A 15,620-nucleotide genomic window follows, 5' to 3' on the forward strand; every position below is an offset into this window, starting at 1 on the left:
GGCGCGGGTGCGGGTACCGGGGTCAGTAGACCAGGATGTCCCAGTGGTTGCCCTCGTTGCAGTACAGGTTGCCCGAGGCGGCCTTCCACTGCGGGTAACCGTCGCCCCGGAGGCCGATGTAGGTGAAGCTGTTCTGGATGTAGCCGTCGATGCAGGAGCTCCGGGAGATGTCGACCTTGTAGCCGTTGTAGTGGCTGTAGGTTCCGGAGGCGTGGCCCACCTCGGTCCCGCCCGTGATGTTGATGGCGCAGCCGCTGGACTGCTTGAGGGTGATGATCGTGCTCACCGTGCCCGAGTTGATCTGTTCGAACGAGGTGCAGGTGGAGTTGGACCGGGTGGTACATCCGCCGCTGGAGCTCCAGGTGATGCCGGCGTTCCTGAACTGGCCGGCGGCCGTCGACTGCGACAGCTTGGTACCGCTGGCGCCGGCCGTGGGCGCCGACACGGCGAGGCCCGCGAGGGCCAGGGCTACGACGGTGGCTGCGGTGCGTGGTTTCATCTGCGTCTCCCGGTGAGGGTGGTGGACGCCGGACTCGGGCCCCGGCTGCCGCCGACCGGACCCGCACCGGGCCAGGGTCCGGCGGGTGAGCGAGGTCCGGCAGGCAGGCGGCGGGACCGCCCGGGCAGCGGGACGCGCGAAGTTCGGCGTACGGGGAGCTGGGTGCGAAACGGTGCGGCATCAGGATGACCCACCGCCGTCTATGCGAGTAGACCCCGGTCTGTGAATTTCGCGTGACGCCCACGCGTTCCGGGCCTCCGGTCGTGCCGGGCGACGGGCGGGGTATGTCTGCTGGGTCTTCCCGGGCCTTCCCCCGGCCCCACCCGGCACGAAGGCCACACCCGCCGCGCCCGCTGCACCCTGCACAACCGCCGCACCCGGCACAACCGACCATGGAGGTCCTTGTGAGCACCGTCCCCGCACGTGTCGTCGAGGCGGCCTTCCGCTGCTACCGGTCGCAGGACCGGGACGCGGCGCTGCCCCTGTACGCCGACGACTTCACCTTCACCAGCCCGCAGGACGACCACATCGACAAGGCCGCCTTCTTCGAGCGGTGTTTCCCCACCGCCGACCGCTTCCGGGAGCAGCGACTGCTGCACGTCACACCCGCCGACGAGGAACTGGTCCTGGTCCACTACGAGTACGAGCTCAGCGCCGGCGGCCGGTACCGCAACGTGGAGGCGATCACGGTGCGCGGTGGCCTGATCCGTGAGGTGCAGGTCTTCTTCGGGGGCAGGGCGTAGACGAGGCCGGGACCGGGGGCGCGGCCGGGGGCGCGGCCGGGGGCGCGGCCGGGGGCGCGGACCGGCCGGGGTCAGTGCACGAGGGCCTCGCGCAGGCGCCTGCGGTCCGGTTTGCCCGCCGAGGTGAGCGGGATCTCCGGCACCAGGTGCAGGGCCTCGGGGGCGAAGATGCGCCCCTTGTGGGCGGTGACGAACGCGCGGACGTCGTCGAGTTCCGGGAGCCGTCCCGGGACGGCGACGACGACGGCGTGGACGTGCTCCGTCTGCTGGGCGTCGCGCACGCCGAGGACGGCGCACCGGGCGACGGCCGGGTGGGTGAGGAGCAGGTCCTCGACCTCGGAGGGGTAGACGTGCCCGCCGGTCACGATGATCTTGTCCGTGAGGCGGTCGGTCAGGTAGAGGAACCCGTCCTGGTCGAGGCAGCCGATGTCGCCGGTCCTCAGCCAGCCGTCGCGCATCACCTCGGCGGTGAGGTCGGGCCGCTTCCAGTACCCCGCCATGAGGGAGTGCGAGCGGACGTGGATCTCGCCCTGCTCGCCGGTCGGCACCTCGGTACCGCCCGCGGAGCGGATCACCACCTCGACGCCCGGCAGCGGGCGGCCGACGGGGAGCCGGCCGGCGTGCCCGGGCCGGTCGTGGTCCTCCGGGGTGAGGACGGCGATGTTCTGCGCCTCCGACATCCCGTATCCGCTCGTCAGGATCGGCCCGAACACCCCGAACGCCTCGCGGATGCGCGTCGGGGAGGCGACGCATCCCCCGTACATCAGTCGTTCCAGGCTGGAAAGGTCGGTCGTGGTGATCGCCGGGTGGTCCAGCAGCCGGTGGAGCAGCGGCGGCAGGACCCACAGGTCGGTGATGCGCTCGCGCTCGACGGCGGCCAGCACCTCGCCGGCGTCGAAGGAGCGTTGGAGGACGACCGTGCCGCCGTGGTGGAGCGTCAGGTCGCTCAGCACGCCGGCGAGGTGGGCGAGGGCGGTGGCCGCGAGGAAGCGCGGCGCCGTACCGGCCGTGCCGAACGGAACGTCGAAGATCCTGCGGTAGGGACCGTGCAGGCTGAGGATGCCCTTCGGGATACCGGTGGTGCCGCCGGTATGGCGGACACCCAGGTGGTCGTCCGGGCCGATCCGCACGGCCGGGGGCCGCGCGGGGCGGTGGGCGCAGGCAGCGATCACGTCCTCGCCGATCGTCTTCGGATCCGGGCCCGGGCCCAGGGTGAGGACGGTCGGCACGTCCGCCACGGCGAGCAGTTCCGCCGCGTCCGCGTGCCGTTCGCCGTCCACGAGGAGGACGGCGGTGTCGACGCCGGCGACGATCCGGGCGAGGACGGGGGCGCTCATGCCGTCGTACAGGCCGACCACCCGGGCGCCCGCGATCCCGGCGGCGTAGCGGGCGCTGAGCGCCTCGGGGGTGTTGGCGGTGAGCAGGGAGACGGTCGAGCCGGGGGTGACGCCGCGGGCGATCAGCTCGTGGGCAAGGCGGTAGGTCGCGGCGGCGAACTCGCCTGCGGTGATCCCGGCGCCGTCGGCGGTGACGACGGCCGTCCGATCGGGATCCCGGGACAGGGACCGCAGAATCAGGGCGGGGGCGCTGATGAACTCCGTGTCGCTCATGAGCACTTCTTCCTATGCGTCGGAAACCGCATCGACAGGGCCCCTCCATTCTGGGCACGAAGCACCGGGTCGGGGGCCCGAACCGGGCAGCGGGCCGAAACACATCTGCGGCGGTGGCGGCCCGGCTCTTGCGGCGGAGCGGGCGTCGCGCCTCGTAGCCCCCCCGCCGGGAGAACCGGCAGCCGTCTGCCTCTGCTGAAGCTCCGGAGGGTCCGGGGTCGAGGGCGTGCGAGATGTCGAGCGGATTCCTCACCGACCGTTCGACGAGCCGTACGTGAATCCGCACGGTGCCCCGGGCGGGAGCCGTAGAGTCGCGGGGTGGAGTCCTGCCCCGATCATTACTCTGTCGTGCCGACGTGCTTCGACTGCTGCCGAGCGGCGTTGAGTGCCGTGCCGTCCGACGTCGAAGAGCTCACTCGGCTCGACCCGGACGCCTTCGCCGCATTCGCCGGCTCACACCGGGCCTGGGTGGAGAATCTCCTGCTGGCCGAGTGCGCCCACCGGCCGATGGTGGCGTGGTCCCGGTCTGACAGCCCTCCGCTTGTCGTGCAGTGGGCGGTACGGGCCACCCCGGCGGTCGCCGTCGGGCTCACCCGGGCGTATCGGCAGCGCGAGGGCGATCGCGGCCATGCGCTGTGGATCTCCCGTCTGCCGCTGCGCATCGATTCCGGCGTGGACCAGCGGCTTGCCGGGCTGTGGTGCGATCTGGCGCTCCTGGCCGGCGAACAGGACCCGGTGGCGGAGTCCGGACTGCGCACGCGCGTGGACAGGCGGGCTCGCCCGACGGTGTGGGCGCGCTCGCTGGAGTGGCTCCTGCTCTGGGGGAGGCAGTTGAGGAGTCTTGACGTGGCATTCACCCTCGCGCTCGCCGGCGAGCACCCCACCGTCCGACAGGCGGTCAGCCGCTGTGCCCGCAGTCCGGTCCTCGGCGTCCAGCTACGTGCCGCCGGGCTGCAGGCCGCGATGAAGTCCGCACGGCCGCTGGAGGATCGGCTACTCGACATCGTCTCCGCCTCGGTCGACGACCGCCGGAGCGACTTCCCGCGACCGCTGGGCGCTCCGTCATCCACCTGGCTCGCCGACCACGGCCTGGAGGGACTCGTGCGGGGTGCCGCCCGCCGCGCGGTTGCCGACTTCGCCGGTTCCATCGGTGATCTCGGTGCCGCCGAGGAAGAGCATCTGACCGCCACACTGCTCGCCGGCCTCGTCCGCGAGTTCACGGCCCTGCCCTCCCTCACACGGCTCGCCGGGGTGCCCGGCCCGCATCTGGGGGTGGGGCACCGCACCGTGACCAAGAAGGAGGAACGGACCAACGGTGCCGACATCGGCGTCGTCGTCGACATACGCGTACCCGGCCGACTCCAGCTGCGGACGGGAGACCTCATCCAGGTGAAGAAGTCCACCGCGCTGACACCAGGCCGCGGCCGCACCGGGCGCGAGGACACCTGGACCGTCAAACGCCGTCAGCTCCATGACCTGCTGGAGCACAGCGCCAGCGCCGTCTACTGGCTGATCCGGGGCAGCGGTGATGTTCTCGTGGTTCCGGCGAAGTTCCTCGCCGCCGTCGAGGGCGCCGCAGCACTCCCCTCCTCCAAGCAGTTCACCGTCGGCCACACGGCCGTCCGGCACACAGCGGTACCCATGGAGCAGTACCTTCCCGATCTGGTCGTGGGCCTGTGGCTCGGCAGCAGCAGTGACCGGACACTCCAGGCGGCGCAGGGCACCGGAAGGACCACACGACCCCGGTTCGCTCTGACGATCGACGTCGTCCTGGAGCCCGGGGAGGGGTGAGCGCCCGACCTCCGCTCACTGTCCTGGGGCACCTCCGGGCAGAACGGACGGCGCATGAACGGAGAAACCCGCCGCCGCAGGGTGAGACGCCGGTGGATACACGCCAAGGAGCCGTTGCCGTATCGATCTTGGTGGACTCGGGTTCGACCGGACAGCCGGGCCGGGTGATCGTGCCCGTCCGTCGGGACCTCGCCGATCGTGAGGTCGCCGCGGGTGGTGGCGGCGTCGACGAAGAGCAGGTCGAGGGAGTGTCGGGCCGGCCGGTCACGCAACGCCCCGATCTGGGACCTCGGTGCGCCGGCGGGCAGCACCCGGTGAAGGATCCGCGGCGTCGGCGGCGCGGCGCGACCAGCACGCTCAAAGGGTCCACCTGCTCCGTATTGGACCTGTTCACCGGGCCGTGACGGCAGCAGGGTGGGCCCATGATCCGTTGCCCCCACAGCGTTCCCACGGCGCGCGTGAAGCATCCCGCTGAGCCAAGACCCGACAAGGAGCCCTCATGACCGGACTCGCCGTACTCGTCCTGTGGATCGTCCTCGTCGTCTGGGCGCTGGAACGCAACCACCGACGCCTGGCCGGCCCGCCCCCCTCGCGGAACGGCACCGCAGGTGTCCGCGACCGGGACGCCGAACGTGTCCGGGCCGAGCTTCGCGCCGCAGCCGACCGGGCCGACCAGGCCGAACAGCGGCCGTTCCCGTAGACACGGGCAGTAGGCGTCGTGGGTGCTTCGCGCGCAGCACCTGCAACCCGGACGACCATGGCGTCCGGGCTCCGGCTGAACGGGTACCTCCGCGCGGGGACTTCGCGCGGTCGGCGGACCGCTCCGGTGATGCGGTCCCGGCAGCCCCGCAGGTCCTCGGGTGACACGTGGCCGTCACCACGGGCCCAGGGCCGGAGCGGTGGTCCATGGCGACCACTCCAGCCGGCCCGATCTCCCGGCCCGGGGCCGAGCGCCCCGTCCGCGGTCATGCCCAGGGAACGGTCCGGCCCCGACCCGTGCCTCCGGGAGTCACCGGCTCCGGCGGGTGCCGGGAAACGGCCGGTGAATCCGCGCTTCCGCCGCGGGGCCGGGCGCGTGGCGGGGGTGTGGGAGCCGGCGGAAAACGCGCTGCTGCTCGGCAGGGACGCCACCGGCAAGCCGCTGACCAGCTCGAACGGCCAGGCGGTGCCGGCCGGAGGCTGTCAGGGCAAGGTGAACACCGATCTCCAGTCGCTCCAGCCCGGTGGACAGGGCTCGGGCAGCGGCGCGTCCCAGCTCGCGGCACAGACCAAGGCCGAGAGCTTCTCCCGCTCGATGACCGATCCGCGGGTGAAGGAGGTCTTCGGGCGCTGGTCGGAGTGCATGCGCGCCGACGGGTTCAGAGCGCCGAACCCGGTCGAGGCCGGAGGGGATCTGCCGTCCGTGAAGCAACCCGAGCCGGACGCCGCGGAGATCCGCATGGCGCAGACCGATGTGGAGTGCAAGGCGCGCACCAACCTGGTCGGGATCTGGTTCGCCGTCGAAGCCGACTACCAGACGGCCGCGATCGCCCAGCAGCCACAGGCGTTCGCGGCGCTCAAGGCCGAGCGTGACGCGCAGGCAGCCCAGCTCGCGCAGCAGATCGCCGGGCTTCGCGGCAGCTGAGCGCGGGATCCGCCGCACGGGCGTCCCCGTCGTTCCGTCAACCGCCTCGTGCCGTCGTGCGACAGCTTCTCTGCACCAAGGCGGTGCGTGCTGGTTCCGGACAACCCCGGGTCACGCCGCGGCTGCGGGGGCACCGCCGACCGCGGCGTGACCGATGAGCCCCGGACGAGCGTCAGAGCGGCTTGATGCGGGCCTTGAGCAGGCAGAACTCATTGCCTTCAGGGTCGGTCAGGACATGCCACTGCTCGTCCCCGGTCTGGCCGATGTCGGCCCGGCGGGCACCGAGCTCCAGAAGGCGTTCGAGCTCGGCGTCCTGGTCGCGGTCGGTGGGGTTGAGGTCAATGTGCAGCCGGGACTTCCCCGGCTCCGGCTCGTCCCGGACGCTGAAGAAGATCGTGGGCTGCGGACCGCCGAACCCTTCCGGCGTCCCGATCTCCACGCAGCCCTCCTCGCGGCCGACCACGACGTAGCCCAGGACCTCGCACCAGAACTGCGCCAACAGTTCGGGATCGCGGCAACCGAGCACCAGCTCACCGATACGACATGCCATGAAGAAACCTGCTCTCAGTCGGCGGGCACCCGGGGCCACGTGCGCAGCTCATGGCCTCCCAGCAGCGAAAACAACTCCGCGACCGTACCGGACGAGGCGAGCGTGGAAAAGATCTTTTCCACGCCGAGGGCCTGCCGGGCGGCCGGACACGGAAGTTGGCCGGGCCGTCGACGTCGAGGGATGGTGCGGGTGGGGCTGCACCACCACCGTGGTGCCGGCCGGTGCCGTTCCGGGAAAGACTGAGTCCATGAGAGACATCGTTTTCACTCGCAGGAGCGGCTGGATCCCGAACGTCGTCCGCGAGGACGGCGAGCTGAAGCTGACGCTCGGCGCCGGGGCCGACGCCAACCACGAACCTCGCACGTTCACGTTCTCGATCGGCGAAGCCCATCTTGCCGTGATCCGGGAGGACCTGGCCAGACACCTGCTGCTGTGGAGTGCGGCCCTCCCGCTGTGCGACGACGCCGGAACCCGGGGCCGGCTCGACGAGAACGCCGCCGTCGCGCTCCTGGACCCGATCCTCCTCGGCGCACCCGCGGACGTCGACGCACTCTTCCGGCGCATCCGGTGGGACAGGAGCCGGCTCATCGCCCACGGGGCCGACATCGGTCTGCTCGAGCGCGGACAGGTATGCGCGGGGATGCACGCGGCGACAGAGACGTCGAACGGCAAGCGGGCCCAGGAGTACCACGCGGACCGCCGTCGCGCCGAGCGCGGAGCGGTACTCGGTCCACTCGACGCCGCGATCCTGAGGTACACGGGCCAGTACCTGCACGGCGGAACCGTTCCCCGACGGATACCCGATGCCGTCGAACCCGCGCTGCTGCCCGAGGTCCTGCGGGTGATCGCCACCGCGGAGCAGGCGTGCGCCGCGCTGCGGATCGGCCGCGATCCGCGACGGGGAAACCGCGCCACCGACAGGCACGACTGGCGTCGGATGGAGACCGCGGTCGACACGGCCGTACGCCGTGCACATCCTGAACTGGTCGATGACGCGGTGCGCACCGTGAGCTTCCTGATGTGCTCGGAGGCCGCGGACCGCTCCAGGAACACCCCCATGGAGGATGACGACGAGGGCGCCGACCACCGCACCGACCTCGACGGGGGTGCGAGGAAGACGGTCCTGTCGTTCACCGACGACAAGGGCGCCGAGAAGAAGTGGCGGCAGGACAGCCCCCGCACTGCCACCGCGGAGTTCTGGGAGTTCGTCGGCGACCGCTCGGCCACGGACAACGAGGTGTTCACCATCGAGGACGAGGAGATGGGCGAAGGGATCCAGCTCCACTTCTACGCGGACTCCGTCGCCCGGGTCACGACGCTGCGCGAGGGGGAAGGCGGGTCGGATCCGGAGTACCGGGTCGAGTACGGCCTGGTCGACGGGATCGGCGGGTACCGGAAGCTGGTGAGCACCTTCGTCCGCGGCGGCTGCGCCGCACTCGAACAGCACGGTCCCTGGATGTCGGACGTCGCCGAGTTCGAGCGCGCGCGTCGGCGACGCGACGCCCGGTAGTCCCGGCCGCAGCCCGCGAACGCGCCGCCGGAAGTACCTGCAGGAGCAGAGGATGACCGGGCCGCGACCGGGCGGTCGGAGCCGCAGGGCCGGTCGGCGGCAGGAGGCAGGCGCGGGGTGGCCGGAACCCGGCGACCGCGGCTGCGGCGCGGCAGTGCGGCGGCCGGCCCGGACGGCGAGCAGCGTGGGAGTGGGACGTTCCCGGCGGCGCAGGCGCAGACACGACGGTCGGCTGTCGGCGTCTCGGCCGGGCCCGCGGTCATGCGTGCACTGGGCTGTGGACTCTTCGTCGGGCGGGCGTGCCGCCCGTCACCGCAGGTGTTCGAATGCCTGGTCGGCGTCGGCCATGGCCTCGGTGTGGACGTCGCGCGCGGCTCGACCGTCAGCGATCTTCTGCCAGTTGGTCCGGGCGAGCACCCGTTGGACTGCGAGTACCTGGGCAGCGCACAGGCGTGCCCGGATGCCTTCGCCGAGTGCGTCCGCCAGTGCTTCCTCGTCTTCGAGCTGGTAGCGCGTGAGCCGTGCCGCCAGGCTCGGTGTGGTGAACACCAGCCGATGGAACGCCACCACCTCGGGGTGGTCGTTGAGGCCGGTGACGGGGTCGAACCGATCGAGGCCGGCCCGGAAGTGGCGGTGCAGCGCAGGCACCGGCTCGATGCCGGACCCGCGGTCACGGACGACGCGCGCCGCCTCGCCCTGGTGGTCCGCGAACCGGTGCAGCACCAGGTCCTCCTTGGTGGGGAAGTACCGGAAGAGGGTCGGCTTGGAGATCTCGACTGCCGCGGCGATGTCGCTGACCGAGACGCGGTCGAAGCCGCGCTCCAGGAACAGCGAGATGGACGCGTCGGCGATGGCATCGCGCGTCCGCGCCTTCTTGCGGGCCCGCAGTCCCGTCGGCTCGTTCATCCGACCACCGTAACATTCATAACCAAGTTGCTTTTTTAACCGAGTAACGTTTTCATGGGCGGCATGAGTCAGACAGACACTCCTCCCGTGCTCGTCACCGGGGCGACGGGCCGGATCGGCCGCGTCGTCATCGACCAACTCCTCGACGCGGGCGTACCGGTCCGCGCCCTCACCCGCCGCCCCGAGGCCGCGGCGACGCTACCGGCGAAGGTCGAGGTCTTCACCGGCGACCTCACCGTGCCCGAGACGCTCGACCCGGCGTTGAACGGTGCCGGTGCGGTCTTCCTCGTCTGGACCGCCCCGCCCCGGACCACCGAGGCCGTCGTCGAGCGGCTGGCGGCCCACGTGCGGCGGGTCGTCTTCCTCTCCTCCCCGCACCGGACACCGCACCCCCTCTTCCAGCAGCCCAATCCCATCGCAGCGATGCACGCCGACATCGAGCGGCTCATCGCGGCCACCGGACTCGAATCGACGGTCATCCGGCCGGGCATGCTCGCATCGAACGCACCGGCCTGGTGGGCGCCCGCGATCCGGGCCGGCGGCGTCGTCCGGTGGCCTTACGGCGCCGCCGAGTCGGCACCGGTCGACGACCGCGACGTCGCAGCCGTCGCGGCGCGGACGCTCCACCGGGACGGACACGTCGGAGGCGACTACGTCCTGACGGGCCCCGAATCGCTGACCCAGGCCGCACAGGTGGGCCTCATCGGCGACGCCCTCGGGCGAAAGATCGACTTCGAGGAGATCACGCCGGACGAGTTCCGAAGCCTGTGGAAGGGCACGGCGCCCGGCCCGGTCGTCGACATGCTGCTCGCCGCGTGGAGCGCGGCCGTCGGACAGCCCGCGTACGTCACCACCGCGGTGGCCGACATCCTGGGGACGCCACCGCGAACGTTTCGCCAGTGGGCCGCCGACCACGCCACCGCGTTCACACAGGGTTCGTAGCCTCGTCGACCGCGCCCGACCGCAGTTCTCGGACCGGCCTCGCACCGGCCTCGCCTCCGGGGCCGCCGGGTGGGAACCGACACCTGGCCGTACCTGGGGAAAAGCGAAGGCCTGAACGCACCGGAAGCCGTCACCCCGTGGGTGACGGCTTTCCCGCGTTCTGTCGCACTGTCGGACCGGGGTGGAAGTCACCGGGCCGCAGGCGGCCCGTCCGGGCCAGGCGGTGACGCCGGGGTCAGGTGTCGGCGGTGGGCGGCTGTCCGGCGTCGTGGCGAAGCTGTTCGTTGATGCGCAGGGCTTCTTCGAGTCGGTCTTCGAGGACGATGATGCGGCAGGCGGCGTCGATGGCGGTGCCCTGGTCGACGAGGTCGCGGGCGCGCATGGCGATGCGTAGTTGGTAGCGGGAGTAGCGGCGGTGGCGGCCGTCGGAGCGTAGCGGGGTGATGAGGCCCTGGTCGCCGAGGGTGCGCAGGAAGCCGGCCGTGGTTCCGGTCATGGCGGCGGCGCGGCCCATGGTGTAGGCGGGGTAGTCGTCGTCGAAGCTGCTGGGGGTGGGGGGCGTGTCGGTCGTCGTCGTCACTGCACCTCTCTTGGTTCCTGGGGAACGCGTCGAGGGGCCCCGGCGCCATTGCGGCTCCGGGGCCCCGAAGGGGAACAACACCATCTACCGGCCTGGGCCGGTCCTCTGTTTCCGCACTGCCCCGGGGGATGGGGCGTGCGGGGATCGCGAATGCGTGACCGGAAACCACCGTCCTTCGTAGCTGAGGGGTCTGCGGTGTCCGCCCGGACTGAACTGCTGCCTCACGGGCCGGGCGATCCTGATGGCGCTTGCGCCCTCCGTTCTTCCTCTGCGTCACTGACATTCCTGCGAACTGCGGTTTCACACGGGTACTGCTGGTACGGCGCACTGCTTCGGCAGCCCTTGACTGCCACCCGGTCCGGCTGCCGGCTCCATCGCCCGTCCTGCTCACGAGCTCGGCGTGGAACCCCGCTGTCCGGACCTCCCCGGCACGCGCGCCCGCAGTCCGGCGCCTTTGCTGGGGTACTGCGTCTGCCGGCGGCGGTACCGCCCGGTGGTGGCCCCTGATCACTGCGGGCCACCGGGCCCGGCCACCGGGCCTGTTGCCGCACTGCACTTCCTTGGCTTCAGGGCCCCGCAACCGTACCGACCTGCGAACTTCCGTCACACTTCCCGCCAGTTCGTGTCTGGTGGGTACCTCTTGACTGCTGGCTACGAGAGAAACACTAACCACAGCCGACATCAATGTCTACTCCCGCCAGAGCAGATTTTTCCGTGTCCGAGGGGAAGGTAGTCTCCGGCCCGAACAGGGACGGACAGACGCCCCGCCCCGGCGCCGCAGAGGTTCCAGGAAGCGGGAGGGAAGACGCCCGATGACGGAAGGGACACCGCCGGCGGTGCCCGTCGCCGGGACCGCCCCTCACACCCCGCGCACGGGGGAGTCCCTGCCGGCGGCCCTCGCCGAAGCCGTGTGGGCGGCGTGGGACCGGTGCACCGACGGGCGGGCGCCCGAGACGGTGACCCGTCCGTGCGGCGGGGAGGCGGATCGCAGCGGCGGTTCGGGGATCAGGCGGAGGGAGGGACGCCGTCAGCCGAGAATCGCGCGCATCTTGTCCTGGAGGTAGTCTCCGGCGCGTACCGGGCTGTGGGGCCTGCGGCCGAGTGGTGCCGGCAGTGAGGTGATCCCGGTGTCGGGCGCGCAGGCGTGGAAGTACACCAGTGAGGTGAGTTCCTCCTGCGGCGCCTCGGGGGGCGGGGGCAGGACGCGGTGGCGGCCGGAGCGCCAGCGGTCTCCGCTCCAGCGGGACATGAGGTCACCGATGTTGACGGTGTAGGCGCCCGGCTCGTAGGGGGCATCCTGCCAGCCCGCCTCCTCGTCGTGGACCTGGAGGCCGCCCTTGCCGGGCTGCCGGTTCAGAAGGGTGACGAGACCGAAGTCGGTGTGCGGTCCGACGCGGAACTGGCCGGGTGCGGCGGTGCCGGTTTCGTGGGCCGCCGGGTACCAGTTGATGGTGAAGTCCCAGTGCGGGCGGGCGGTGTGACGGGTGAAGAAGTCGGCCGGCCGGCGCAGCGCCGTCGCCATGACGGCGAGGAGCGTGTCGGCCAGGGTGCGCATCCGGGCGGTGTATGCCGTGACGAGCGGGTGCAGGGTGGGGACTTCGTCGGGCCAGTGGCCGGGTGTCTGCTGCGGGACGCCGGGGCGTGCGGAGGAGTCGACGGCGCACGACCAGACCTCCAGCAGGTCCGGCGGGGTGAGGGTGCCCTCGGACCTGGCGGTGGTCACCCGTTCCCGGCCGATCCAGCCGCGCCGGTTCTGGTCGTAGGGCCTCTTGACGGGCTGGGGCAAGTGGAAGAAGTCGTTCGCCGCGGCGCGTACGCGGCCCGGGAGTTCCGGTTCGATGCCGTGCCCGGTCACCAGGAGGAAGCCGCTGGACCGCAGGGAGCGGTCGACCCGGGCGGCGAGCCGCTCCCGGTCCGCACTCTGGTCGGACGTCCAGCGGCTGAGGTCGATGAGCGGAATCGGGGAAGTGGCCACGGGTGGATCCTCCGTGAGGTCGATGGACGGGGCAGGGGTGTCAGTGGGGCCGGGGGCGGTCGGTGGGAGCGGGCGTTCCCGGTGCGGCCCGGGGCCTCGGCGCACGCTCCGACCAAGGCCGCCACCCACCGGACGGACGGCGACCCGGTCACCATCCAGGTCCCTCCCGCTACGGCTCAAGCCGTACGCTTGAAAACGGGACCATCCGGCGAGGAACCGAGGTGTACCGGTGGATCGCGACACCGTCGACGAGCTCGACCAGCACCTGCTCCGGGCTCTCCAACTCGACGGCCGCGCGCCCTTCAGCCGCATCGCGCGAGACCGCGAGGTGTCCGAACGCACCGTTGCCCGCCGCTACCGGCGACTACGCGGCCTCGGCCTGCGCATCATCGGCCGGCCCGTCTCCTCCCGTCTGGGCCTGAGCCGCTGGCTGTTGCGCCTGCACTGCGCCCCGGACGCCGCCGGAACCGTCGCCGGAGCCCTCGCCCGCCGTTCCGACACCAGCTGGGTCACCATCGCCTCGGACGGCACCGAGCTCTACTGCGCGCTCGACGCCCGTTCGGCTGAGGAACTCAACGCACTGCTCCTGGAGAAGCTCCCCCGCACCCCGCGGGTGCTCTCCGTCAGCGCGCACTGCATGATGCGCGTCTTCCTCGGGGCAACGAGCACCTGGCACGCCACCCGGTTCGGGCCACAGGGCACCGCGGCCGCGGTGCCCTCCCCTGCGCCCTGCGCCACCCCGCTCGACCTGGACACAACCGATCACATCCTGTTCAGGGAGCTGGCCCGCGACGGCCGCGCGTCGCTGCCCGAACTCGCCGCGGCCGCCCGCCGCTCCCCCTCCAGCATCCAACGCCACCTCGACCGCCTCCGCGGCGCGGGCGCCCTGAACCTCTCGGTCGACTTCGACCCGCGGCTCCTCGGCTACCGGACGGCCACCCGGATCTGGCTGAACGTCGCGCCGGCGCACCTGCGCATCGTGGGGGAAACCCTCGCCACCCATGCGCAGATCGCTTTCGCCGCGGCCACCACCGGCACGTCCAACCTGGTTGCCAGCGGCATCTTCCGCGACCCGGCCGACCTGTACGACTACATCGACCGGCGTATCAGCCCACTCCCCGGGCTCCGGCACATCGAGACCGCCGTGACCTTGTGGGAAGTCAAGCGCCTCGCCCCCGTGCCGACTTGAGCGCGCCGTCCGCGCCGCCGCCCGGTTCGTCCGGGTGGGGTTGCAGTTGCGTCTCCGTTCAGTTTTGGCGTGGGTACGAATTGAGCAGTGGTCCGGGATGGTGGAGGCAACTACTCGCGCGACGGGGGAAGTTGCCATGGAAGACGGTCTGGGGCCGGAAGCGGCCGTGGTGGCGGCGCTGCTCGGCGACGGAGCGCATCAGGCGGTGGCGGACGTGGTGCGGGCCCGGCTGCGGATGATGCCGGAGGGATCGCAGGCGCTCGCCGCCGCCGCGTCGGACCCGCAGGACCCGAAGGCGCGAACGCTGCTGACCGCGGCCGTCGCCCGACTGCTGGCCTCCGACGTGGCGTTCGCGCAGTACCTGGCCACCACGGAACTCGGGAAGCCCTCCGCGTCACCCTCCGGCCCGCAGACCGTCCAGCTGCGGACGGGTAGGGCCGGCGCACCACCGGCGAAGAACCCCCGCACCGTGCAACTGCGGACCGGCCCACGGCCAGAGGGCCCCGCCACCGTTCAGCTGCGGATGGGCCCGGACGCCGCCCGTGCCCGGCTGCTCGCCGGGCGGCGGAGCAGCGCCGGCATCGTGGTGGCGCTCGCCCTGGTCCTGATCACCTCTCTGGTGGCGCTCGGCATCCACCTGAGTTCGCGCCCGCTGCTGAAGCCCGGTGGGCCCGGCCTGGCACACGCCGCGCAGCCGCTTCGGGACCCGTCGCTGCTCCGAGCGGTGCTGCCCGGCGAGGGCGCGATGCCGATCGGCTGGCGGGTGCAGCGAGCGCCGGAGTCGGGGACGGGTCCCGGGAACGGGACGGGTGCCGGGAGCGGGACGGGTGTGGGCACCGCCGGCCCGCTCCCCTGCCTGCCTCCGGACGCCTGCGACCTCCAACTCGCCTACGCCACGGTAACGTTCGCCTCGGCCTCGGCGCAGACCGTCGAGTTCACCGCGGCCGCCTTCACCTCCCCCGAGACCGCCGCCCGCGCCTTCGACGCCATGCTCGAAAGCACCCCCGGCGAGCAGCCGACGGCGGCCGTCCCCCGGAGCGGCGACCAGAGCGCCCTCCGCATCCAGGGCAGCGGCACGGCGGTCGCGCTGGTCCGGGTCGGCAGCACGCTGCTCCTCGTGCGCGGCCAGGGGCCGGGCGCCGGCCTCACCGCGCCCGGACTCACCCTCCTCACCCAGCTGTTCGCCGAACGCGCCCGGCAGGCGCAGGACGGCCTCACCCCCGACACCTCCGCCCGGGGGACGGCCGGCTGAGGCCCGGCCCGGCGGTCAGGGCTTGCCGACGGTCAGGGCTTGTCGACGTAGGCGGGAACGGCCGCCACCCGGCCGCTGCCGTTCCCGACGCCGGTGAGCGACTCGCGGAGCGGACGTACAGCCGCTCCGCGTCCGGGCAGAGGATCAGCACCGGTTCCCGGAGGAACCCCTCCCTTCCGCGCCCGTCCGCGGCGAGCCTCCGACACCGACCGGACGCGCGACGGCGGGGACCCGACGCAGGAGCGACGGAACCTCGACGCCGCCGGCGCTGCGCGACGACGCGGGCGCCCTCGCCGACCGCGACCTGCTGCGCCTCCTCCGGCGGTGCACGACGTGGCGCGGGCCGGGCGGCGGGCGGCGGGCCGCAGACGGCGACGGACTTGCCTGGACAGGAAATACTTCGGCTCGCGCCCGCCAATGATCGCCGACTTCGCGGTGCGTCTACCGCA

Annotated in this window: 14 protein-coding genes; 8 read left to right on the forward strand and 6 right to left on the reverse strand. The window is 72.1% G+C overall.

Annotation, left to right across the window (positions count from 1 at the left end):
- Positions 1-22: 22 nt before the first annotated feature.
- A complete protein-coding gene (locus tag ACFWIC_RS31250) occupies positions 23-499 on the reverse strand; it encodes a hypothetical protein (RefSeq protein ID WP_329879555.1) in 477 nt (158 codons plus the stop codon).
- Positions 500-903: 404 nt separating this feature from the next.
- Here ACFWIC_RS31250 and ACFWIC_RS31255 point away from each other — a divergent pair, with 404 nt between their 5' ends.
- Entirely contained in the window at positions 904-1,242 is a 339-nt protein-coding gene (locus ACFWIC_RS31255; protein ID WP_380363009.1) for a nuclear transport factor 2 family protein, read from the forward strand.
- A 71-nt stretch (positions 1,243-1,313) separates the two neighbouring features.
- Here the strand turns inward: ACFWIC_RS31255 and ACFWIC_RS31260 are convergent, their stop codons facing one another.
- Positions 1,314-2,852, reverse strand: coding sequence for an AMP-binding protein (locus ACFWIC_RS31260; RefSeq protein WP_380520577.1), 1,539 nt, complete (start codon positions 2,850-2,852; stop codon positions 1,314-1,316).
- 318 nt (positions 2,853-3,170) lie between these two features.
- Here ACFWIC_RS31260 and ACFWIC_RS31265 point away from each other — a divergent pair, with 318 nt between their 5' ends.
- From ACFWIC_RS31265 to ACFWIC_RS31275, 3 genes are all read left to right on the forward strand, one after another.
- Positions 3,171-4,643 (forward strand): hypothetical protein, encoded by a 1,473-nt coding sequence (locus ACFWIC_RS31265; RefSeq protein WP_380520578.1) that lies wholly within the window; start codon positions 3,171-3,173, stop codon positions 4,641-4,643.
- 499 nt (positions 4,644-5,142) lie between these two features.
- Positions 5,143-5,343 (forward strand): hypothetical protein, encoded by a 201-nt coding sequence (locus ACFWIC_RS31270; protein WP_329950662.1) that lies wholly within the window; start codon positions 5,143-5,145, stop codon positions 5,341-5,343.
- Positions 5,344-5,685: 342 nt separating this feature from the next.
- A complete protein-coding gene (locus ACFWIC_RS31275) occupies positions 5,686-6,267 on the forward strand; it encodes a hypothetical protein (RefSeq protein WP_380520579.1) in 582 nt (193 codons plus the stop codon).
- A gap of 172 nt (positions 6,268-6,439) precedes the next feature.
- Here ACFWIC_RS31275 and ACFWIC_RS31280 read toward each other — a convergent pair whose 3' ends face one another.
- The gene (locus tag ACFWIC_RS31280) at positions 6,440-6,817 is read right to left on the reverse strand and encodes a VOC family protein (RefSeq protein WP_329950664.1); all 378 of its coding nucleotides are present in this window, start codon (positions 6,815-6,817) and stop codon (positions 6,440-6,442) included.
- Between the two features lie 247 nt (positions 6,818-7,064).
- On the opposite strand from ACFWIC_RS31280, the gene ACFWIC_RS31285 reads away from it, so the two are divergent.
- A complete protein-coding gene (locus ACFWIC_RS31285; protein WP_380520580.1) occupies positions 7,065-8,327 on the forward strand; it encodes a DUF6357 family protein in 1,263 nt (420 codons plus the stop codon).
- A 309-nt stretch (positions 8,328-8,636) separates the two neighbouring features.
- On the opposite strand, the gene ACFWIC_RS31290 is transcribed toward ACFWIC_RS31285, so the two are convergent.
- Positions 8,637-9,233 carry a TetR/AcrR family transcriptional regulator gene (locus ACFWIC_RS31290; protein ID WP_380520581.1) on the reverse strand — a complete coding sequence of 199 codons (597 nt, stop codon included), beginning with the start codon at positions 9,231-9,233 and terminating at the stop codon, positions 8,637-8,639.
- A gap of 63 nt (positions 9,234-9,296) precedes the next feature.
- Between ACFWIC_RS31290 and ACFWIC_RS31295 the strand changes: the two genes are divergently transcribed.
- Positions 9,297-10,175 carry an SDR family oxidoreductase gene (locus tag ACFWIC_RS31295; RefSeq protein ID WP_380520582.1) on the forward strand — a complete coding sequence of 293 codons (879 nt, stop codon included), beginning with the start codon at positions 9,297-9,299 and terminating at the stop codon, positions 10,173-10,175.
- Between the two features lie 235 nt (positions 10,176-10,410).
- On the opposite strand, the gene ACFWIC_RS31300 is transcribed toward ACFWIC_RS31295, so the two are convergent.
- Together ACFWIC_RS31300 and ACFWIC_RS31305 are read right to left on the reverse strand one after the other, a co-directional pair.
- On the reverse strand, positions 10,411-10,755 hold the full coding sequence (locus ACFWIC_RS31300; RefSeq protein ID WP_380520583.1) for a MerR family transcriptional regulator: 345 nt from the start codon (positions 10,753-10,755) through the stop codon (positions 10,411-10,413).
- Positions 10,756-11,782: 1,027 nt separating this feature from the next.
- Entirely contained in the window at positions 11,783-12,730 is a 948-nt protein-coding gene (locus ACFWIC_RS31305; protein ID WP_380520584.1) for an isopenicillin N synthase family dioxygenase, read from the reverse strand.
- 229 nt (positions 12,731-12,959) lie between these two features.
- Here ACFWIC_RS31305 and ACFWIC_RS31310 point away from each other — a divergent pair, with 229 nt between their 5' ends.
- Both ACFWIC_RS31310 and ACFWIC_RS31315 read left to right on the forward strand, forming a co-directional pair.
- A complete protein-coding gene (locus ACFWIC_RS31310; protein ID WP_380520585.1) occupies positions 12,960-13,919 on the forward strand; it encodes an AsnC family transcriptional regulator in 960 nt (319 codons plus the stop codon).
- A 136-nt stretch (positions 13,920-14,055) separates the two neighbouring features.
- The gene (locus ACFWIC_RS31315) at positions 14,056-15,171 is read left to right on the forward strand and encodes a hypothetical protein (protein WP_380520586.1); all 1,116 of its coding nucleotides are present in this window, start codon (positions 14,056-14,058) and stop codon (positions 15,169-15,171) included.
- Positions 15,172-15,620: the final 449 nt, after the last annotated feature.

The sequence above is a fragment of the Kitasatospora sp. NPDC127035 genome (assembly GCF_042726075.1).
In the GTDB taxonomy this organism is placed as follows: Bacteria; Actinomycetota; Actinomycetes; order Streptomycetales; family Streptomycetaceae; genus Kitasatospora.